The sequence below is a fragment of the Nonomuraea sp. WAC 01424 genome, assembly GCF_003947315.1.
Lineage (GTDB): Bacteria > Actinomycetota > Actinomycetes > Streptosporangiales > Streptosporangiaceae > Nonomuraea > Nonomuraea spiralis.
Genome location: NZ_QHHZ01000001.1, coordinates 383,144 through 403,469 on the forward strand (window position 1 = coordinate 383,144; position 20,326 = coordinate 403,469).

Here is a 20,326-nt window from a genome sequence, read left to right on the forward strand (position 1 = left end):
ATGTTCACAGATGCTGACGCTGCCGCCTTGTATGACCAACTCAACCCTTGGGACGCGACGCGCTATCCCAGCGACGCGTTCTTCAACGGCCTGGTGATGGATGCAGATGCCGTACTGGACGTGGGTTGCGGTACCGGCAGCATGCTGCACCAAGCCCGTCACTTCGGTCATCGTGGACGGCTCGTCGGACTCGACCCCGATCTTGCTGCGCTTGATCGGGCCCGGCGACGCACGGACATCGAGTGGGTTGCCGGCGCGGCGGCGGACGCATCCTGGGATCGCGAGTTCGACCTGGCGACCATGGCCGGCAATGCCTTCCAGTGCTTCGTGAGCGATGGAGAGCTGTCCGCGTCGTTGGCCGCGATCAGGAGGGCGCTACGAGACGGCGGCCGGTTCGCGTTCGACACCCGTAACCCCCAGGTGCGCGAGTGGGAGGAGTGGAAGCCGTCGAACGCCAGCGAGGTCGTGGATGGAAGCGGTCGCACGCTTCACGTGTCGCACCAGGTCGAGTCGGTGGTCGACGATGTGGTGACGCTCACCGAAACCACCAGCGCTCATGACGGCACCGTCCTACGCGTCGATCGGGCAAGTCTGCGATTCCTGGATGTGTCAGAGCTTGGCGCGTTCCTGCACAAGGCAGGGTTCGAGATCGAGGCGCAGTACGGCGGCTGGCAGCATGAGACCGTCTCCGATGTCAGCCGATCGATCGTCACGATCGCGCGTGGGGCCTGATGCCCGCTCCTGGCTCACCGATCGCCCCCAAGCACGTACGGCGTCCAGCCACGCCGTGGCGATCGTAGGGCTGCATCCGCGCGGCGGCGGGGCAACCCCGGCCGGTGCGTTCGGTTGGTACGGCGGGGCCAGCGTGCGGTGCCCGGCCCGGTGTCCCGCCGCCGTCCGGGACCGCGTTCGGGAACGGAGGGCCTTCACCCATCCACCGCCACTTCACCGTCGCTGAATCTCATCAACATCACTGCCTCGGCGGACCCCCGACCGTCGCTCAAACCGACGCACAAACGTTCCTGCTTCTCACGGCCGCAACCAGACCGTGGCACGTCACACACCTGCCCTGGCGGGTCAGGCCGTTGGGCTGGCCAGGTCGTCGTCCTCCAGCCCCCGGTACAGCGTCGACCGACCCACGCCGAGCTCGCGGGCGATCTGGGTGACCGGCTGGCCGCGTCCGGGCCGAGCACGAACGGCGGCGAGCACGTCGTCGGTAACCTTGGCCGGGCGGCCGCCGAAGCGGGCCGCGGCGCGGGCGGCGTCCAGGCCCTCGTTGGTGCGCTCGGAGATGAGATCGCGCTCCATCTCCGCCGCCGTCGCGGCGACCAGGAACAGCATCTTGTCGCCGATGGACTGCCCGGCCGGGCGGTGGATGCCGGCGCAGATGCCGGTCAGGATGTGCAGGTTGACGCCGCGCGGCGCGAGCTCGTCCTCCAGAAACACCAGCAGCTCCCTGACGCTGCGCGCGACCCGGTCGGGCTTGGCGATGACCAGCGTGTCGCCCGGCTTCAACGCGCTCACGGTGGCCTGCAGCTTGGGCCGGTCCTTGCGGCGGGTGGAGACGGTCTCCTCCACGATGTCGCCGCAGTCAGCCGCCTTCAGCAGCTCCAGCTGCGCGACATGGTCCCGGCCCCGGGTGGAGACACGGGCGTAGCCGACGCGGATCGCGTTCGACGGCGCGGCGGGCTCACTCACCGACTCTTCCTCTCGGCTCGCTCCTGGCGGGCCTGCTGACGCCGTCGCCGAGCGCGCGGCGAAGCCTTGAGACGTAGGTGCGCAGCGTGCTGAGCGCGGTGCGCGGCTGTTCCCGGCCCCAGACGGCGTCCACGAGCTGGTCGTTGCCGACCGCCCGGCCTCCGGCCAGGCGGAGCATGGCCAGGACCAGACGCTGCTGCGGCGAGCCCAGATCCAGCTCCTGGTCGCCGCGCCAGGCGCGCACCGGGCCCAGCAGGGAGAATCTCAGGTCCTGCGCCATGTCGTCCGCTCCCCCGTCAGTCCGCTGTCAGTCCTCGGAGAGGACGATCACTCTGTCGCCCGGCCGGAACGCCAGCGGGGCTGATTTGTCGGGGTTGAGGGTGACTCCGTGCTGACGCGCCTGGCCGGCGGGGGCCGTCAGGCGGTAGCCGATCGCGGTCTCGCCGCGGCGCCTGGCCGCCTCGATCACGGTGGCGAACGTGGCGGTGGCGCCCGGGACGATGTAGTCGTTCGCCGGCTTGAGGTAGATCTCCGAGCCCTCGTGGGAGAAGAGCTGGTCGAAGACCTGGCCCAGGTGCCGGTTCTCGGCGAGCTGGGTGAGCAGCAGGCTGACCAGTTTGCCGCCGACCACGAAGTCATCGGCCTCGGCGATCTCGGCGAGCTTCCTGTTGCGCTCGTCGTTCATCTCGCTGACGATCGCCACGCCGGTCCGCATGTCCCGCAGGTGCAGCAGGGTCACCAGGGTCCTGGCATCGGCCTTCTGAGCGTCGTAGGCGCCGTCGGAGAGCACGATCGCGTGGTCGTAGCCGCCGATGCCGAGCGACTCCAGCGCGGTGCGGCTGGTGACGTCGACTTCCTTGGCGGAGACGAGCACACCGGGTGGCAGTGGCTGGTCGGCCAGGTCGGGCCCGGCGAGATGGATCTCGGAACCGGTCAGCAGGTAGGGCGTCAGGTCGCGCAGGATCCTGGACCGCCGGTGGTTCGAGCCCATGATCAACGTCCTGGTCGGCTCCCGCCGCGGGGCGCCGGGGCGGGCGATCGCCTCCTGACGCACCACAGCCGGCGCCGCCGCCAGGCGGATGGCCGAGTCGTCGGGGGCGATGAGGATGAGCTGATCGCTGTGCCTGATCACGCTCTGGCTCGGCGGGTTGAGGACCACGGAGCCGTCGCCGTGGCGCAGGCCGATCGGCACCGCGCTGGCGTAGGCGAACAGCGCCTCGCCGTACATCCTGCCGACGAGGGCGGGCTCGGCCTGGATGTAGATCTCCTCGCCGTCGAAGTCCAGCAGGTCGCTGTAGACGGTGGACAGTCCTGGTTGACGGCATGACTGCGCCACCAGGCGGGCGCCGAGATCCTGCGAGTCGACGATCTCGACGTGCGCCCCGCCGGCCAGCCGGGCGGCGGGCAGATTGCCGCTCTCGGTCACGGCGGCCACGGTCGGCGGTCGCGTGCCGGCCCAGGGGCGGTTGCCCAGCGCGAGCAGGATCTTGATCAGCTCGGCGTCGTCGGTGGGCAGCACCAGGATCGAGTGCGCCGTGTCCGGGCTCACCAGTTCCAGGGCCGTCGGCTCCGCCGGATCGCCGCTGCGCGCCACGATCCGGGTACGCCCCACGTCACCGAGCCGGTCGCGTAGCTCTTCCTCCATCTCGACCTTGTCCCGGTCCGCCAGGACGGCCACGACCGGGCGCTTCTCGCTCTCCTTGGCCTTGGCCAGCTCGGAGACGATCGCGAAGACCTCCTCCGACCAGCCGAGGACGACGCTGTGCCCGCTCTCGACCACGCGGGACCGGCCCTTGCGCAGGTTCTCCAGCTTCGCGTCCAGGCCCGCGGTGAGCACGCCGACCAGGGAGCTGACGATGAAGATCCCGCCGATGGTGACGAAGAGCATCATGAAGACGAAGAACGGGCTGCCCTCGTCGCCGCCCATGGTGCCCGGATCGAGGGTGCGGAGCAGGCTCATCCAGGCGACGTTCCACCAGGGCCCGTTCGTGCCCGCGATGGGCGCGGCGATCACGGTGACGACGCCGACGAGCACCGCCGATGCCACGGCCAGCCAACCGATCAGGGCGGGCGTGCCCTTGGACATCGTGTTGTCGAACCAGTAACGCAGTCGCTCACGGAACACTGCTACTGCTCCCCGGTTGCGGGATCCTGCGCCTCCAGGGCGTAGCCGCAGGCCTTGACCTCGCCGGTCTCGGGGTCGGCGAAGTCCGGGTCGAACTCGATCCTGCCCAGCGTGGTGCCCTCGATGGAGCGGCGGAAGGTCTCCTGCTTGCCACAGTCGTAGAGCACGTAGGCGCCCTCCTTCTCGCCCAGGAGCAGGAATCTCTCGTCCGGGTTGTCCTTGTTCAGCGGCTTGCCGTCGCCGTCGCCCACGGTGGCCCACTGGTTCTGGAAGCCGACGGTCTGCAGCAGGGCGTTGCCGTTGCCGTTGGCGGCGATGTCCACGGCCCCGTGGACCATCTGGGCGACCAGGATCAGCCCCAGCCCGATGCCGAACAGCGCGCCGGTGAGCACCTTCATGCCGGCCCGGCCCGTGTTGCGGATCCGCATCAGGCGGAACGGCACCAGCAGTCCGAAGACCGCGACGAGGACGACGGCCACCAGGAGCCGGCCGCCGGACAGGTCCCACAGCGTGCCGAAGTAGGCCCAGTAGGCGACGACCGAGACCAGAGCGCCCATCGTGGCCGCGATCCAGGGTTGTTCCCTGAGCCGGCGCGTCAGCCGGCCGACGGATCCGCGGGTGGCCAGGTTGAGCAGCCAGCCCAGCGCGACGAGCAACCCGACTCCGGGCAGGGCCACCAGGAAGAGCTCGATCAGCGTGCCGATGAGCCGGCCGAAGATCGTCGCCTGGTCGAGGCCGGCCTGCTCGGGGGTGATGCCGAACACCACGTAGACCTGGGCCAGGCCCAGGTACAGCATGGCGTACATGCCCACGGCGACCGGCACGGCGACCGATCCGATCTTCTCGAAGACCTCGAGCACGCTGCCCTTGGCTGTCGCCTGCTCGGGGGCGGGGGCGGAGGCCGCGGGAGGTGCCGGGAGCGGAGGAGCCAGGGTCTGTTCTGGCGGAAAAGGCTGATAAGTCATGAGAGGAGAGAATGGGTGGTGCACCTCTACACCTGGTTGACGGGAGATATACGTCTTCGTCCATCGGGTGTCCACGCGGGTGGCCGTACTCGGGTCCGTGCGCGTCCGGCGGGACGGGAAGGTGCCGGCGGGACACACGAGAACGGCCGACGGCAGATACGATCTGCCGCCGGCCGTGTGTCCGGATGGAGTGACGTGCCTGGCTCAGCCCGCCCGGCAGGCGGAGTTCAGCGCTGTCGTCTTCGCGTCCGTGCCCTTCTGCGCGGCGTCGATGCCCGCTTCGGCACCCGCGTCGATGGCGGCGTCGGCGGCGTCGAGCGAGGCGGCCATGTCGTTCATGGCCGACCTGACCGCGCCGTCCGCCTTGCCCGCCTGCTCGGTCAGCACCGCCTTGTACGCGGCGTTGACCTTCTTGACCGCCTCCGCACCCTGCGCGGAGCCGAGTTCCTTCTCCCAGGTCGCGCTGGCCGCCGCCGCCGCGTTGCACGCGTCGACGGAGGTGGAGCCGCAACCGGTCAGGAAGGGTACGGCGGTCATCAGGGCGATGGTCATCACGATCTTCATGGCGCCAGATCCTGCGGGACCCACCTTGACGGCTGATGAACGGTCCGTCCACGCGGGGCTCTGCCGCAGGCGGAGCAGGCGCTCGGCGTCCGTCAGGCGGCGCAGGCGGAGTTGAGCTTCGACACGGTCTCACTGGCCTGGGCGGTGTGCTCGTCCGCCTCCTCCGGCGCGCCGATCGCGGCCAGCTCCTCGTACAGGGAGACGGCCGCGTCCTGGGCCTCCTTGACCTTCTCGTCGACGTTCAGCCCCTTGAGCTTCTGCGCGCTCTCGCTGTAGAGCTGTTTCATCGCCTCAAGGTCCCCGGCCTTGTGCTGCAGCTCGGTCAGCGTGGTCGCCATGACGGCTCGCAGCTCCTTGCACCCCTTGGTGTCGGCCACGGCGGCGCTCTCGCCGCCGGAGCCGCAGGCCACCGCACCCAGGGTCAGGAAGGCGAGGGCGGAGACGCTCAGTGCGAGTCTGTGGCTGGACATGTCTTTTCCTCCGTACTGTCGCTATGGGTCACGACAGCCTTCGCCGCGGCCATGGACAGCTGGTCATCAACCGGTGAACCCCTCCCGTCAGTCGATCCCGAGACGGCGGCGGACGGCTCGTCCCTCGGCCATGTCGTAGGGGCCGAGGATCGCGTCGGCCTCCTGCCAGCAGCGCCGGGCCCGTTCCGGTTCCCCGAGGTCGGTCCACGCCTGTCCGAGACGGCCCAGGATCCTGCCGGCGAGCAAGGGGTCGTTCATCGACCGGTAGAGCGGCAGCGCCTCCTCGCCGACCCGCACCGCCTCCTGCGGGCGCCCCAGGGCGCGGTAGGCATCCATGAGGCGGTGGGACGCCCATGCCGCCCTGAGTGGCAGCCCGCCTTCGCGGTAGGCGCGAGCGCTCTCCAGCAGGCTGTCGATGGCCTCCTCCAGGTCGCCCGAATGGAACGCCGCCGCCGCGGCGCCCATGTGGTTGACCCCGATCCCCTGGGTGTCGCCGATCTCGTGCGCCAGACGGAGCCCCTTCCGCACGTGGGCCCTGGCCTCGGTGACAAGCCCGGCGTCGCCCAGCGCCATGGCCAGCAGGCCGTGGGCGCTGGCCGCCAGCTGGGGGCTGTGCTGCGCCTCGGCGACGGCCAGCGCCGCCGACAGCAGGCTGATCGCCTCGTCGACGCCGCGCACCCGCAGCGCGCCCAGCCCCAGCGCGTGCAGGACGGCGCCGAGGATAAGGCGCCAAAGAGCTCAACCTCGGCTCGCCGCAGCAGCGCGCGGCACTCGGCGCGCTGCTCCTGCACGAGGGCAGGGCGATCACCTGCGACGCGCTCATCGCCGTGATCCGGGGGCAGGACCCGCCGTTGCGCGCCCTCAGCACCCTGCGCACCTACGCATACCTCCTGCGCAAGGTGCTGGAAGCCGACAGGTCGAGGCCGGGCGTGGTCGTCTCCGCGGGCACCGGCTACGCCCTGTCCGTCCCCAGGGACGCGCTGGACGTCGCCGTCTTCGAGGACAGGTACGCCGAGGCCGAGAGGGCCTGCGCGGAAGGCGACCTCACCCGTGCCCGCACGCTGATGTCAGCGGCCCTCGGGCTGTGGCAGGGCGACGCCATGGACGGTGCGGCCGGGCCGTACGCCGAGGCTCAGCGCGACCGGCTCGGCGATCGCCGCCTGAGCGCCCTGCAGGTCAAGCTCGAACTCGACATCGAGCTCGGACGGGCCACGGAGGCCGCGGCGGAGCCGGCCGTGCTGTCCGCCGCGCACCCCCTTCGGGAGTCGCTGAGCGCTCTGCTGATGCTGGCCCTGTGCCGCTGCGGCCGGCAGGCGAAGGCGCTGGAGGTCTTCGACGGCACCAGGCGTCTGCTCGCCGAGGAACTCGGCATCGACCCGGGGGGCGAGCTCAGGGAGCTGCATCAACGCATCCTCACGTCGGACCCTCAGCTGCTGCCCTCCCGGGTCGACCCGGGGCCGTCGCCGGCCCGCCACGAGGACGAGGCACTCCCCCGGGTGGCCCAGCTGCCGGCCGACCTGTCCGACTTCACCGGCAGGGACGACGAGGTCGCCCTGCTCAGCGAGGTGCTGAAGTCCGTCTCGGGGCAGGCGACCACCGTGGTGAGCCTTTCCGGCAAGGGCGGCGTGGGCAAGACGGCCCTGGCGATCCACGTCGCCCACCTGCTCAGCGACGCGTTCCCCGACGGCCAGCTCCACATCGACCTGTGCGGAGCCGGCGGCCGGCCCGTCGAGCCCGCCGCGGCGCTGCGCGAGTTCCTGTGCGCGCTCGGCCATCCCGACCTTGACGTCCTCGAGGACCCGGCACAGCGGGCGGCGCTGTTTCGCAGCTTCATGGTGAACCGCAGGATGCTCGTCGTCCTGGACAACGCCGTGGACGACGCGCAGGTCAGGCCCCTGCTGCCGGGGACAGGAGGCTGCGCCGTGCTGGTGACGAGCAGGGCCAAGCCCGCGGGGCTGCCGACCACCGGCCGAGTCGACCTCGACGTGCTCGAACCCCGCGACGCGGTGCGGCTGTTCACCAGGATCGTCGGGGAAGAGCGGGTCGCCTCCGAGCCGGCGGCGGCGCATGCCGCCGGAGCCCTGTGCGGGTTCCTGCCGCTCGCGGTGCGGATCGCGGCCTCCCGGCTGGTCTCCAGGCCGCTGTGGACGATCTCCTCCCTGGTCAGGAGGCTGGCCGACGAGCGCACCCGCCTCTCCGAGCTGCGGCTCGGCACCATGACCGTCGAGGCGACCTTCCGGCTCGGCTACGAGCGGCTCGGCGCGACGCAGGCGCGCACCTTCAGGCTGCTCACGAATCTCCCGACCACCTCGTTCTCGCTGCCTGTCGCGGCGGACGTGCTCGGCCTTGCGGCGCTCGACGCGGAGGAGATCGTCGAGAGCCTCGTCGACCTGGGCATGCTCGACTCGCCCAGCCCGGGTCACTATCGCTTCCACACGCTGCTGTGGCTCTACGGCCACACCCTCACCAAACCGTCGGACAGGCTCGTCGTGCCACTGGTCATGACCTGAGACGATGGCCCGTCATCGTCGACGGCCGATCGACGGCACATTGACGGAACCGCCGGTGGCGCACGCCGGTCGCGGAGACCATCCGTCCATCGGACACCAAGATCGTGGCTGCAGGATCCGAGGGTCAACTCAGACCTGGAGACATGATGAAGTGGAATCAGCTCACGATGGGCGCCGGCGTGCTGCTCCTCACCGCCATGCTGTCCGCCTGCGGCAGCACGGACCAGCCGGTGGCGGCCAAGGAGGAGGCCCCCAAGGCGACCCAAGCCGCCGGGGGGAAGTTCGTCGCCGAGTACGGCGAGGCCGACACCGACCTCGCCACCGAGGGGCTGCGGCTGCTGAAGCCGGGCAAGGTGCTCGAAGGCTTCGCCACCAGCCTCAACGGCATGCTCATCCTGCCGTACGACGTCACACTGGCCGGTGAGCAGTGCGGCGAGGTGAACGCCTACTACAGCCCGGACGAGAAGAAGATCACCATGTGCTACGAGCTCGTGGCCGACGGCTTCACCCGGTATCGCGACAAGGCCGGTTCGGAGGCGGAGAACGACGAGCACGGCCAGGCCAACCTCGTCGACACGCTGTACCACGAACTCGGCCACGCCGTGATCGACCTCTACGACCTGCCCGCCCTCGGCAAGGAGGACGATGCGGCCGACCAGTTGTCCGCGTTCATGATGTCCCAGAACGACGACGACGACTCCGCGAGCGTCCAGACGATCAACTACTACTTCTCGTCGGCCGGCGACCAGGACCGGGCCGCGCTGCCGTTCTACGACGAGCACTCGATGGACGAGCAGCGGGCCTTCAACTACATGTGCTGGATCTACGGCTCCGACCCCAAGGCCTACGCCGACTGGGTCGGGGAGGACGGCCTGCCGGAAGGCCGCGCCGCGAAGTGCCCGGCCGAGTACGAGAAGCTCGCCGACTCATGGATGAAGCTGCTGGAGCCGCACATCAAGGACTGAGGGCGAACTGCGGGACACCGGCCCGCACGCCTTCGAGCACGGCCCGCCGCACGACGGGCTGGGTGAACCGCAGCGGCGACCCGTCGCCCAGGATCCCCATGCCGACCAGCGCCGACAGGGCGGCGGCCGCCTGGCTGTCCGGCAGACCGGCCAGGTCGGCCACAGCGTGGAACTCCGCGTCGTGGTCGAGTGCCGCGACCGCCTCGGCCAGCGCGGCGGCCCCGGGCCCCGCGTGGCGCAGCTGGCCGGCCACCCACCGCTCGATGGAGGTGGACCGCTCCCCCGCCCCCTGCGCCCGCATGTGCTCGGTGAGCAGGAACGTGTTGCCGCCCGTCGCACGCAGGCACGAGGAGATGAACGCGGGCTCCGGGTCCGCGCCGAGCAACTCGCCGGCAAGGGCCTCCGCCGCCTCGCGGGGCAGACCGCCCAGGCGCACGAGCCCGAAGATCGAGCAGAGCGACTCCAGCAGCTGACCGTCACCGGACGGGACGCCGGCCGCCGTGCTCGCGGCGACCAGGAGGGGCACCCGCTCGATGCGCCTGGCCAGGTAGGCCAGCCAGCGCAACGAGCCGGGGTCGCACCACTGCAGGTCATCGATGAGGATCAGCAGCGGCACCCGCTCCGCCAGCCGCACGGCCAGCCGGTAGAGCGCGTGCAGCGCGTCGGGGCCACCCGACGACGGCCGGTTGTGCCAGACGATGTCGGCCGCAGGCTCGACCGTTCCGCTGAGCAGTTGCCGCCGCTCCTGCGCCGGCAGGGCGTACAGGATGGGCTCGAAGATCTGCCGGGCCACGCCGTAGTCGTACTCGCTCTCCAGCGGATGCGCCTGCGCCTGCGCCACCTGGAATCCGCGCATGTCGGCCAGGGCCTCCACCCCCCTCAGGAGCTGGGTCTTGCCGGCGCCCGGCACGCCGTCGAACAGCAGGCTGCCGCCGGTGCCGGACTCGGCGGCGGCCATGGCCGCCCCGGCGGCCGCGAGCTGGTCGTCCCTGCCGAGGCAGCGCAGGCGGGTGACCGGCTTCCTGGTCGCCACCGGCGCCGGCGGCAGGTCGAGCTCGGAGGTCTGCGCGAGGATGTCAGCCTCAAGTTTGCGCAGCTCAGGCCCCGGATCGACACCGAGCTCGCCGGCCAGGTAGCGGCGCGCCTCGGCCAGTACGGCCAGGGCGTCGCCCTGCCTGGACGAGCGGTAGAGGCCCAGAGCGAGCAGCCGCCAGCCCTCCTCGCGGGTGGGCTGGGCGCGCGCGTGCGCCTCCAGCGCGGGCACCGCCTCGGCGTGCCGGCCCAGGGCGAGCAGGGTGTCGAGTCTGCGTTCCGTCGCCCCGAGCTGGAGTTCCTGGAGCCTGGTCGCCTCTCCCCGCGCCCACAGGGTGTGCGCGAACTCGGCGTAGGCCGGACCCCGCCACAGGCCGAGTGCCTCGTCGACCAGGTCGAGGGCGGTACGTGGATCGGCGGCCGCCCTGGCCTGCCGCAGCAGCCGTTCGAACCTGGCCGAGTCGAGTGCCGCCTCCTCCACGCGCAGGACGTAGCCGCGCGGCTCGGTGATCAGCACGGACGGCCTGCCGGGTTCCTGGGCGGGCGGCTCGAGCACGCGACGCAGCCGGCAGACGAACGTCCGCAACGAGGACAGCGCCTGCGGTGGCGGGCACCCTTCCCATAGGTCGTCCAGCAGCTGGTCGACGGGGATGATCCTCCCGGGCGACAGCAGCAGCCGGGCGAGCACCGCCCTGTTGCGTGGCGTGCCCACCTCCAGTCGTTCGTTCCCCCGCCACACCTCGACAGTTCCGAGCACGCCGAAACGCATCGACCGCATCGTTGACCCCCAACGGTTCCGATCTGAACGCAGGCAATGGTGAGGGCGGCCGATAGACGTTTCATGGACGAAGAATCGACGACCCGTCGATCGCCCGGATCGCCGTCCCATGCCTCAGGTTGCTGCCGTGGCAGGTTCCTGCCGTCTGCTTTTCGTGGCGAATTCCCGGAATGCCGGGCAGAGTGGCTCCCGTCCCCCGGAATTACCGAAAGGAGGAACCATGGACCACTCCATGGGCACGGCCCCGGAACTGACGATCGAGGACCTGAGCCAGGACGTCGACACGGCGCCGTCGTCACTCAGCTCCGTTTTCTGCGTGGGCTGCGACTGATTAACGAAAGGATGAATATGGAAGACACCAGGATGGCCGCGATGGACATCACCATCGAGGAACTCTCGGACGCCGAAGGAATCGCACGGGGCTGCACCAGCACCGTCCTGTGCTTCACCCTTCCGCCGACGTAAACAGCTGTTGATCTGAACGACAGCCGATTCGGCCCCCCACGCGGGGGGCCGAATCATTTTTCACCCGAAGGAGCGAAATTGCCGGTCGTCATTGGATTCACCAGGTTCGCCGCGGCGCATGTGGTGCCGGAGCACGGCGTGTTTCTCATGTCCGAACACCGTCAGCTCCTTCTGCGCGGCGCGTTGATCGAGAAGATGGCGCCTCTGCTGGACGGATCCCGCACCCGCGCCGAGGTCGTCGGCGAGCTGGCCGCGGCGTACGGGGAGGAGGCCGTGGAGCGGGCGCTCGGGCTGCTGGCCGAGGCCGGGCACGTCGTCGAGATGGATCCGGGCACCGATCGGCGGGCGGCGGGGTACTGGGAGCGTGCCGGGCTGAACGGCGACACGGCCTGCGAGTCGGTGCGCGCCGGCAGTGTGCGGGTGCTCGCGCTGGGCGGCACCCGGCGCGAGTGGTTCACCGGCGCGGCCGACGAGGCGGGGCTGCGCCTGGGCGGCGCCGAGGCCGGCCTCACCGTCGTGCTGACCGACCACTACCTGCACTCCGGGCTGGCCGGCATCAACCGGGCCTGCCTGCGCGAGGGCCGCCCGTGGCTGCTGGCCAAGCCGACGGGCACGACGATCTGGATCGGCCCGCTGTTCCGGCCCGGACGGTCCGCGTGCTGGGCCTGCCTGGAGCACCGCCTGCGCGGCCACCACCCGGTCGCCTCCTTCGTACGACGGGCCGGCGGCCTGCCCGAGTTGCCGCTGGCGGCCACGGACGTCCCCGCCGGCGTGGCCGTCGCGGTCCGGCTGGCCGCGCTGGAGGCGCACAAGTGGCTGGCCGGCGTGCGTACGGAGGAAGAGGCCGTGATCACGCTCGACACCCTCATGTTGACGCCGGAGCAGCACGCGGTGCAGGCGAGACCGCAGTGCCCCGAATGCGGCACCGCCGACACCAGACCCGAGCGCGTCCCCGACGCCGTGCGGTTCACCGACCGCGTCAAGGCGGCCACGTCGGACGGTGGGCACCGGGCCCGCGATCCCGAGCGGTTCCTCGCCGACCACCAGCATCTGGTCAGCCCGGTCACCGGCCTCGTCCCCCGCCTGGTGAAACAGGAGACCGACACGGACCTGCTGCACACCTACACCGCCGGACACAACTTCGCCGCCCGCGCGCGCGACCTGGACGGGCTGCGGACCGGCCTGCGCATGAGCAGCGGCGGCAAGGGCCGCAGCGACGTGCAGGCCAAGGCCGGCGCGCTGGCCGAAGCCGTCGAACGCTACTCGGGGGTCTTCCAGGGGGACGAGCCCCGCGTCACCGGCTCGTTGCGCTCGCTCGGGGACCGGGCCATCCACCCCAATGCCGTCTGCCGCTACAGCGACCGGCAGATCAGCGAACGCGATTCCTGGAACGCCGGGGACTGCCCGTTCCATTGGGTGCCCGAGGCGTTCGACGAGAACGCCACGATGGAATGGAGCCCGGTGTGGTCACTGACCGAACAGCGCCACAAATATCTGCCGACCGGCTCGCTGTACTACCAATACCCCGGCGGCGGCGGTGTCGTGAAGGCCGATTCCAACGGCGCCGCCGCGGGATCGAGCACGGAGGACGCCGCACTGCAGGGATTCCTGGAACTCGTCGAACGCGACAGCGTCGCCATCTGGTGGTACAACCGAATTTCCCGGCCGGGCGTGGAGCTGGCCGGATTCGGTGACGACTATTTCGCCCGATGGCAGCACGAGTACCATCGGATGAACCGCGAGACGTGGATTCTCGACCTCACCACCGATCTCGACGTCCCGGTCGCCGCGGCCGTTTCCCGGCGATATGACAAACCGGCGGAAGACATTCTCGTCGCGTTCGGCGCGCATTTCGACATGCGCATCGCCATTTCGCGGGCCATGACCGAGATGAACCAGTTCCTGCCCGCGGTGCTACCCATGCGGGCCGACGGCACGGGTTCCTACGCCTATGACGATCCGTACCAGGTGCGGTGGTGGCGTACGGCGACCGTCGCGAACCAGCCCTACCTGCTGCCCCACGCGAGCCTGCCCGCGCGGACGGCGGCCGGCCAGCCCTGCGTCTTCCGTCCCAACCTCCGCGACGACCTGCTGGAGGCGCAGCGGATCGTGGAGAGCAAGGGGATGGAGATGCTGGTGCTCGATCAGACCCGGCCGGACACCGGGCTGCCCGTGGTGAAGGTCATCGTGCCCGGGATGCGGCATTTCTGGCCCCGCTACGCGCCCGGACGCCTCTACGACGTGCCCGTGGAGCTGGGCTGGCTGTCTGAGCCGCTCACTGAGGATCAGCTGAACCCCATCGGCGTCTTCGTCTGAGGAGTGGTGAGATGAACCCGGAGCTGTCACCGCGCCTCGCCTTCAGGGAAGGCGTGCAGGTGCTGCCGGAAGGCTCGGTCACGCACGTACGGCACGCCATGGCGGCCTTCCGCCTCCGTGGCGTGCCGCCCGCGCTGCGGGCCGCGCTCCACCGCCTCGTGGGCGAGCGCGTCACCTGCACCCCGGAGCTCGACCGGCTGTGCGCCCGGCTGTCACCGCTGGTCACCAGCTTCCTCGTCGACGCGGAGGAGCGCCCCGTGCTGAGCGTCGAGCGGCTGACGCGCACCGCGACGTTCGCGCCGGTCCCCCTCGCCGCCGGAACGCGGGTCCGGCTCTCCCGGTTCGCGATGTCCCGCCCGCACCAGGGAGATCTCGTCCTGGAGTCGCCGCTGTCGATGGTCCGCCTGCGCTGGCACTCGGACGAGGGCTGGCCGTTCATGGCGGGCCTGTCGGCCGGCCGGGAGGCGTCCGGGCCGGCCGACGCCTTCCTGCACGCCGCCGGGCTGCTGGAGCTCGACACCGGCGGCGGATTCCACGAGCCGGACGTCCTGCGCCAGTGGGAGTTCCACGATCTGCTCTTCCACTCGCGCAGCAGGCTGGGACGGCACGGCGAGCCGTTCGGGGCCACGTACCCGTTCAGGGGGGAGATCCCGCCGCGGCCCGCCGTGAAACGGCCGCCCGCGGGGCCGGTCGTCGAGCTCCCCGCCCCCGACCTGAACGCCGTCTCCGAGCGCGACCCTGCTTTCACCGACGTACTGGAGCAGCGGCACTCGATCCGCGAGTACGGACAGCGGCCGCTGCGGGCGGACCAGCTGGCGGAGTTCCTGTACCGGGTGGCGCGGGTGCGTTCGCTCTCAGAGGCCGAGGGGCTGCCCTACCAGGCCAGCTCGCGGCCCTATCCGTCCGGCGGCGCCTGCTACGACCTGGAGCTCTACCCGCTCGTCGAGAGGTGCGAGGGCCTGGCCCCCGGGATCTACCACTACGACCCGCTGGATCACCGGCTGACCGGCATCGAGGCCCGCCCCGCCGACCTCGCGAGGATCCTGGGCGACGCCCGCTCGGCCGCCGGGCTGGCCCGTTCCCCCGACGTCATGTTCGTGATCACCTCGCGGTTCCAGCGCCTGTCCTGGAAGTACCGGGGCCTGGCGTACGCGGCCACGCTCAAGAACGTCGGGGTGCTCTACCAGACGATGTACCTGGTGGCGACCGCCATGGGGCTCGCGCCGTGCGCGCTCGGGTCGGGCGACTCCGACCTGTCGGCCCGGGTGCTCGGCCTCGACCGTCTCGAGGAGTCGGCCGTGGGCGAGTTCATGCTGGGCAGCCGTCCCTCATGACGTCGGTCGTGGCCGTGGTGCTGATGAGGGTGGCCGGACTGCCGGTGGGGGATCTCGACGTGCTGGTCGCCCCCGAGCTCGGCGGCCTGCTGGAGCGGGCCGCCACACAGCGCGACCGCTCCGAGGAACTCGGCCGCCGGGTCGCCGACGCCCTGCACGACGTCGTCCCCCGCCTGGCGGAGGAGGAGCGGCGGGAGGCGCTCAGGCTGCGGCGTGACGCCCACAACGGCCGCTGCTCCGACCGCACGCGCGCCGCCGCCGCCGCCGTGGCACGGCACCTCGATCGTGAGCTTCGCGATCTCGTCGGCTCCTGGCTCCGCTCGGTCACCGCGCTGCGGGAGAGCCTGGCCGAGACGGACCGGGCGGCGGCCTCGCACGTCGCGGCGGCCGGCCGCCAGGTGTTCGGCCTGCTGACCCGGCCCGACATCATGAGCACGCTCGCGCTGGCGAGCCCCGCCTTCACGCGCGTTCTGCTCGGCCCCGGATCCGCCCGGACGTACCCGCCGGACAGCAGGACGTGCAGGACCGCCGTGTCGTACGCCACCAGGGCGGCGCTGAAGCCGAGCCCGTTCGGGTCGCTGGGCCGTACCGTCCCCTCGACCGCGGCGGTGAGCTCTCCCCTTCATCTGGCGGTCGCCCTCGTCCGGGCCTGCGCGCAGCACCCGCGCCTGTCGTCGCGGTTCCCCTCCCGGGTCAACCCGAGCCTGCGCGATGTCGCGGGAACCTGGTACGCGATGCTGCCCTGCTACGACGTGCCCGCCGGGCTCCTGGCGCATCGCTGGGACGAGTTGACGGACGCCTCCCTCTACGTGCCTGGACACCTCGCCCCTGACCGCCCGGACAGTGCCCGGCCTCTCGACGCGCGACCTCTCGACGCCTGGCCCGGAGCCGGGACGGAGCTGGCCGGCAGATGGGTGGAGATGGGGCTCCTCCTCCCCGATGTCCCGTGGCGATCCGGCGAACGCGACTGTCTGGCCCGGATCGCCGACGGCGTGCCCGCGGGCCCCCTGTCCGACGCCCTCGCCGAGTTGAAGCGGGCCGAACAGCGGATGCCGGCCGCCGACGCCGCCGAACGGGTACGGCTCGACGCCCGGGTGCGGCAGGCCGCCGCCGACGCCTTCGAACGCCTGGAGACCTCCCCGCCCGCCTGGCTCCGGAACGCGCCCCTGTTCCACGAGACCCGGCCCGCCGACGACGTGCCGCTGCCCGCCCTCCCCCCACAGGTGACCGAGGATCTGGGCGTCGTGGCTGCGCGGATCCGGGCCGGGCTCGGCCGAACGCGCCTGTACGAGGGTCTGGTCCGGCACTTCGTCGCCCGGTACGGCTCCGGTGGACGCTGCGACGACCTTCTGGAGTTCCTCTACACCTACCCGTGGACCCCCGCCCCCTCCCCGGCGCACCCGCCGCAGCCCGGCGGCACGCTGGGATTCCCCGCCGCCACGGTGTTCTACCAGCTCGCCGCGGACGGCCGCGCGGCCCTCGACCGGGGCGACTACACCCTGGTGGTCAACCAGGTCTGCGTCGAGCCGGGCGGGCAGGCCGCGCGATGGGACGGCGCCCGCGGCACGGCGGAGACGCTGCAGGCCTGGATCTCCTCGCTGCATCCGGGCAGCACGGTGTACGAGCTGCTCGCCGGAGCCGACTTCGCCGCCGTGCAGATGCCGGCCGCCCGGCTCTTCGAGCGCGTCGCCTGGCCTTCTGATCTCGGCCCCCCGCAAGGCCGCGACCTGCGCGGCTTCGCGGTGACCCACGACCGCCGGACCGGCACGCTGCAGGTCCGTGACCCGGCGGGCGCCCTTGCCGCCTTCGTCTACCTGGGCGCCATGCCGCTGCCCCTGCTCCGCGGGCCGGTGCGGCTGCTGGCCACGCTGACCCACCCCTGGATCCCGGCGCTCCCCGAGACGTCGGCAACGGCGGCCGCGAGGGTGCGGCAGGGCAGGGTGGTCATGAGCCGGGCGCGGTGGCGCCTGCCCGCCGGCGCCGTCCCGCGGCGTACCGGCTCGTGGGCCCGGCACCTGGCCGACCTCGCCGTCTGGCGGGCCGCTCATGCCATCCCGCGCCAGGTGTTCGTACGGCGCGGCGGGCGTAAACCGTTCTGGGTGGACTTCCACGCGCCGCACACCGTCGCGCTGCTCGACCACGAGCTGACCGGCGGGGAGATCGAACTGACCGAGGCTCTGCCCACCCGTGAGCAGCACTGGGTGCGCGACGGCTCCGGCCGCGCCCGTGCCGCCGAGTTCGTCGCCCTCGTCCGGCTGGACGGCGGCGCATGAGGCGGGACTGGCTCTACTACCGGCTGGTCGTCCAGTCGGGAGACCACCTCCAGGACGTGGTGGAACACCCGCTGAGCCGGCTGATCGAGGCGGCCGAAGGGATCGAGCGCTGGTTCTTCCTCCGGTTCACCGACCGGTGGGGCCCGCACGTCCGGCTGCGCCTGGCGGCGGCGCCGGACCGCATCTGCGAGGTACGGCGGCTCGCCCGGCAGGTGTTCGAGGTCCGGGACGCGTGGCCGAACCGCCTGACCGAGTCCTGGCGCGGTGCGGCACTGTCTCTCTACGAGCCCGAGCTGGCTAAGTACGGCGGCGTCGCCGGCGTGGCGAGCGCCGAGCGGGTCTTCCAGGCATCCAGCGAGCTCGCCCTGTCCCTCACCCTGTCCCTCACCGGGCCCGGCCGGCGGGAACGGCGGCTGGCCACCGCGCTGGCCGTCACGCGGACGGCGGTCGAGCTGCTGCCGCCGGCGGGCCGCAGATCCTTCCTCTACCACATGGCGTGGTACTGGACCGGCCACGACCAGGAGCGGCGGGCCAGGATCCGCCTGCTCGCCGGCCGCTGCCCGGTGGAGCCGGCCCCCCTGAGCGGCCCGGCGTCCGACCTGTACGGGCACCACCTGGAACGGGCCCTGTCCGAGGGGCCTCGGACGGCCCCGCACCTGCTGTTCCACTTCGTCCACACCACGAACAACCGGCTCGGCCTGAACGTGCTGGAGGAGGCGCTGATCGCCGAGCAGTTACTCCTCGGCTGACGGAGTCAACTCCTTGGCCAGGTATCCGGCCTGGAAACGGCTCTGTGCGCCCAGCGTCTTCATGATCTCGGCGATGTGCCGGCGGCACGACCTGACCGACAGCCCGATCGCGCGGGCGATGAACTCGTCCTTGGCGCCCTCCGCCAGCATGGCCAGGATGGTCGACCGCAGGTCGTCCAGCACCGGCGCGCTGTACTCTGCGGCGAACTGCTCCCCCGACGTCCAGTACGACTCGAAGACCCGGTGCACGAGCGCCACCAGCGTCGGCTCCCGGACCAGCAGCATCGTCGCCGGCTCGCCGGACGCCGGGACGAGCGCGACCCTGGCGTCCAGGACGAAGACGCGCGCGGGCACCTCGGCGACGCTGCGCACCTGCGCGCCCATCCCGGACAGGTCGAGCACGTCCTGCCGCGACCTCGCGATGCGCCGGTGCGCGTGCGGGCACAGCAGCCGGACCGCGACACCGCGCTCCAACGCGCGGGAAAGCCCGGGGGCAACCGATTCCTCCCCCGGCTGTGCCACGGCCACCTCCTCGGCGCAGGCGGACAGCTCGCTGTCGAGCAGCGCCTCCGCCTCCGCCATGGGGACGACGGTGACGGCCTGCTCCCGCCACCCGTCGAGCGCCTGCACGTACAGCGGCCCGAACTCGGCCAGCACGCTGCGGGTACGTTCCAGCCTCAGCTGTTCCAGGCGGAGCCGGGCCTCCTCCTGGAGAGTCCCGGCCGCCACCAGGGCCGGCCCGATCGCGTGCAGGCGGCCTCCGGAGTCCTCACGCAGCAGGCCCATGCCGGTGAGCCAGGTGGTGGCCCGCGCGGGGGGCTCCCGGAGGCGGAGCCCCTCCCGCAGTTCGGCCATGGTGGTCCCGCCATGCCGGACCACGTGCAGATAGATCTGCACGGCCTCGTCGCTCAGCTCGGACATCGGTGCTCGTCCCACACCACGGGCAGTTGCTCGAAGTCCTCGGTCGTGGTGCCTCCCACCTGGCGGAGCTCCGCCACCGGGACGGCCAGCCGCAGGCCGGGGAAGCGGCGCAGGATCGCGCTCACCGCCTCGGTGAGCTCGAGCCTGGCCAGCCCGGCGCCCACACAGTGGCGCGGCCCGCGGCCGAAGGCGAGATGCGCGGCCGGAGAGTCTCGGGTGACCACGAAACCGCCCGCGTCGGGGAAGACGCCGGGATCCCGGTTGGCCGCCGGCACGTTGAGCAGGATCCCGTCCCCCTCCCTGATCGTCACCCCGCCGATCCTGAGGTCGGTGTGCGCGTAGCGAGGTATCCCGTGGGTGTTGGCGGACGCCAGCCGCAGCCCCTCCTCCACCGCGGCCCCGACGAGATCCGGACTCTGCTGGACCAGCGCCCGCTGGTCGGGGCAGGCCAGCAGGAAGGCCATCACGAAGTCGACGCGCAGGGCCGTGGTGGCGTACCCGCCGAAGAGCACCGCCGCGCCGAGGCGCGCGAGCTCGGCGACGGAGAACGGGCTCTCGGCAACGACCAGGTCGCTCAGCAGGTCCCGTGCCGGTCGGCGGCGCTTGCTGCGGAGCAGCTCCTCCACGTACGCGACAAGCCTGCCCCAGGCCGCCCAGCTCCGCTCCGGCTCGCTCAGCAGACTCGCCTCGTCGGCCCAGGCGGCGAAGTCGTCACGGTCGGCGTACGGCACGCCGAGCAGCTCGCAGATGACCCGCCCGGCCAGCGGACGGGAGAAACAGACCCGCAGGTCCGCCGGCGGACCGTGGGCGGCCACGCCGCGCAGCACCTCCTCCACCGTGTGCCGGACGAACCCGCGGAGCGCGGCCGTCCTCCTGGCGGAGAAGGCCGGATTGAGCAGCCGCCGCATGGCGGCATGATCTGCCCACTCGCTCGCGTGTCCGCCCGCCGGGCCGCCCAGCCTGATCGAGCCGGACAGGCGGGCGGCACGTTCGGGACACGGGTGCGATCTTCCCAGTCGCCGGTCCGACAGCAGGTCGCGAACCTCGGCGTAGCCCGTCACCAGCCAGGCAGGGTCCCCTGCCTGGGTCGTCACCCTGCGGACGGCCGGACCTTCCAGGTAGCCGGCGGCCAGTTCGAACGGATGGAGTCCGGGAAACGGA

Annotated in this window: 17 protein-coding genes; 7 read left to right on the plus strand and 10 right to left on the minus strand. The window is 71.6% G+C overall.

Annotated features, from left to right (window positions below):
* Positions 1 to 732 (plus strand): trans-aconitate 2-methyltransferase, encoded by a 732-nt coding sequence (locus DMB42_RS01740; RefSeq protein WP_125629893.1) that lies wholly within the window; start codon positions 1 to 3, stop codon positions 730 to 732.
* 345 nt (positions 733 to 1,077) lie between these two features.
* On the opposite strand, the gene DMB42_RS01745 is transcribed toward DMB42_RS01740, so the two are convergent.
* The 7 genes from DMB42_RS01745 to DMB42_RS01775 form a co-directional block, all read right to left on the minus strand.
* On the minus strand, positions 1,078 to 1,698 hold the full coding sequence (locus tag DMB42_RS01745) for a recombinase family protein (protein WP_125629895.1): 621 nt from the start codon (positions 1,696 to 1,698) through the stop codon (positions 1,078 to 1,080).
* A complete protein-coding gene (locus tag DMB42_RS01750) occupies positions 1,691 to 1,978 on the minus strand; it encodes a winged helix-turn-helix domain-containing protein (RefSeq protein ID WP_221761971.1) in 288 nt (95 codons plus the stop codon). The genes DMB42_RS01745 and DMB42_RS01750 overlap by 8 nt, the downstream gene beginning before the upstream one ends.
* Positions 1,979 to 2,005: 27 nt before the next feature.
* Positions 2,006 to 3,823, minus strand: coding sequence for a CASTOR/POLLUX-related putative ion channel (locus DMB42_RS01755; RefSeq protein WP_312024714.1), 1,818 nt, complete (start codon positions 3,821 to 3,823; stop codon positions 2,006 to 2,008).
* A 2-nt stretch (positions 3,824 to 3,825) separates the two neighbouring features.
* On the minus strand, positions 3,826 to 4,683 hold the full coding sequence (locus DMB42_RS01760; RefSeq protein WP_185844418.1) for a hypothetical protein: 858 nt from the start codon (positions 4,681 to 4,683) through the stop codon (positions 3,826 to 3,828).
* 309 nt (positions 4,684 to 4,992) lie between these two features.
* Entirely contained in the window at positions 4,993 to 5,352 is a 360-nt protein-coding gene (locus tag DMB42_RS01765) for a hypothetical protein (protein WP_125629897.1), read from the minus strand.
* A 92-nt stretch (positions 5,353 to 5,444) separates the two neighbouring features.
* Positions 5,445 to 5,822 (minus strand): hypothetical protein, encoded by a 378-nt coding sequence (locus DMB42_RS01770; RefSeq protein ID WP_125629899.1) that lies wholly within the window; start codon positions 5,820 to 5,822, stop codon positions 5,445 to 5,447.
* Between the two features lie 87 nt (positions 5,823 to 5,909).
* Positions 5,910 to 6,500 carry a tetratricopeptide repeat protein gene (locus DMB42_RS01775; protein ID WP_125629901.1) on the minus strand — a complete coding sequence of 197 codons (591 nt, stop codon included), beginning with the start codon at positions 6,498 to 6,500 and terminating at the stop codon, positions 5,910 to 5,912.
* 149 nt (positions 6,501 to 6,649) lie between these two features.
* Here DMB42_RS01775 and DMB42_RS56270 point away from each other — a divergent pair, with 149 nt between their 5' ends.
* Entirely contained in the window at positions 6,650 to 8,332 is a 1,683-nt protein-coding gene (locus DMB42_RS56270; protein ID WP_125629903.1) for a BTAD domain-containing putative transcriptional regulator, read from the plus strand.
* A gap of 143 nt (positions 8,333 to 8,475) precedes the next feature.
* Positions 8,476 to 9,297 (plus strand): DUF4344 domain-containing metallopeptidase, encoded by an 822-nt coding sequence (locus DMB42_RS01785; RefSeq protein WP_125629905.1) that lies wholly within the window; start codon positions 8,476 to 8,478, stop codon positions 9,295 to 9,297.
* Here the strand turns inward: DMB42_RS01785 and DMB42_RS01790 are convergent.
* On the minus strand, positions 9,287 to 11,098 hold the full coding sequence (locus DMB42_RS01790; protein ID WP_185844419.1) for a BTAD domain-containing putative transcriptional regulator: 1,812 nt from the start codon (positions 11,096 to 11,098) through the stop codon (positions 9,287 to 9,289). The two genes, DMB42_RS01785 and DMB42_RS01790, sit on opposite strands and share 11 nt — an antisense overlap.
* Positions 11,099 to 11,650: 552 nt before the next feature.
* On the opposite strand from DMB42_RS01790, the gene DMB42_RS01795 reads away from it, so the two are divergent.
* Genes DMB42_RS01795 through DMB42_RS01810 form a run of 4 tightly spaced genes read left to right on the plus strand, consistent with a single transcriptional unit; the run spans position 11,651 to position 18,244 of the window.
* Positions 11,651 to 13,888 carry a TOMM precursor leader peptide-binding protein gene (locus DMB42_RS01795; protein ID WP_148109007.1) on the plus strand — a complete coding sequence of 746 codons (2,238 nt, stop codon included), beginning with the start codon at positions 11,651 to 11,653 and terminating at the stop codon, positions 13,886 to 13,888.
* 11 nt (positions 13,889 to 13,899) lie between these two features.
* Positions 13,900 to 15,222: a SagB family peptide dehydrogenase gene (locus DMB42_RS01800; protein ID WP_125629909.1), complete on the plus strand. Its 1,323-nt coding sequence runs from the start codon at positions 13,900 to 13,902 to the stop codon at positions 15,220 to 15,222.
* Positions 15,219 to 17,495, plus strand: a complete 2,277-nt coding sequence (locus DMB42_RS01805) for a lantibiotic dehydratase (protein WP_125629911.1) — start codon at positions 15,219 to 15,221, stop codon at positions 17,493 to 17,495. The genes DMB42_RS01800 and DMB42_RS01805 overlap by 4 nt, the downstream gene beginning before the upstream one ends.
* Positions 17,492 to 18,244, plus strand: a complete 753-nt coding sequence (locus tag DMB42_RS01810; protein WP_125629913.1) for a thiopeptide-type bacteriocin biosynthesis protein — start codon at positions 17,492 to 17,494, stop codon at positions 18,242 to 18,244. The genes DMB42_RS01805 and DMB42_RS01810 overlap by 4 nt, the downstream gene beginning before the upstream one ends.
* Here DMB42_RS01810 and DMB42_RS01815 read toward each other — a convergent pair.
* Both DMB42_RS01815 and DMB42_RS01820 read right to left on the minus strand, forming a co-directional pair.
* Positions 18,230 to 19,165: a LuxR C-terminal-related transcriptional regulator gene (locus DMB42_RS01815; RefSeq protein WP_125629915.1), complete on the minus strand. Its 936-nt coding sequence runs from the start codon at positions 19,163 to 19,165 to the stop codon at positions 18,230 to 18,232. The genes DMB42_RS01810 and DMB42_RS01815 overlap by 15 nt on opposite strands.
* Complete coding sequence (locus DMB42_RS01820) at positions 19,153 to 20,259, minus strand: cytochrome P450 (RefSeq protein ID WP_125629917.1); 1,107 nt, start codon at positions 20,257 to 20,259, stop codon at positions 19,153 to 19,155. The genes DMB42_RS01815 and DMB42_RS01820 overlap by 13 nt, the downstream gene beginning before the upstream one ends.
* Positions 20,260 to 20,326: the final 67 nt, after the last annotated feature.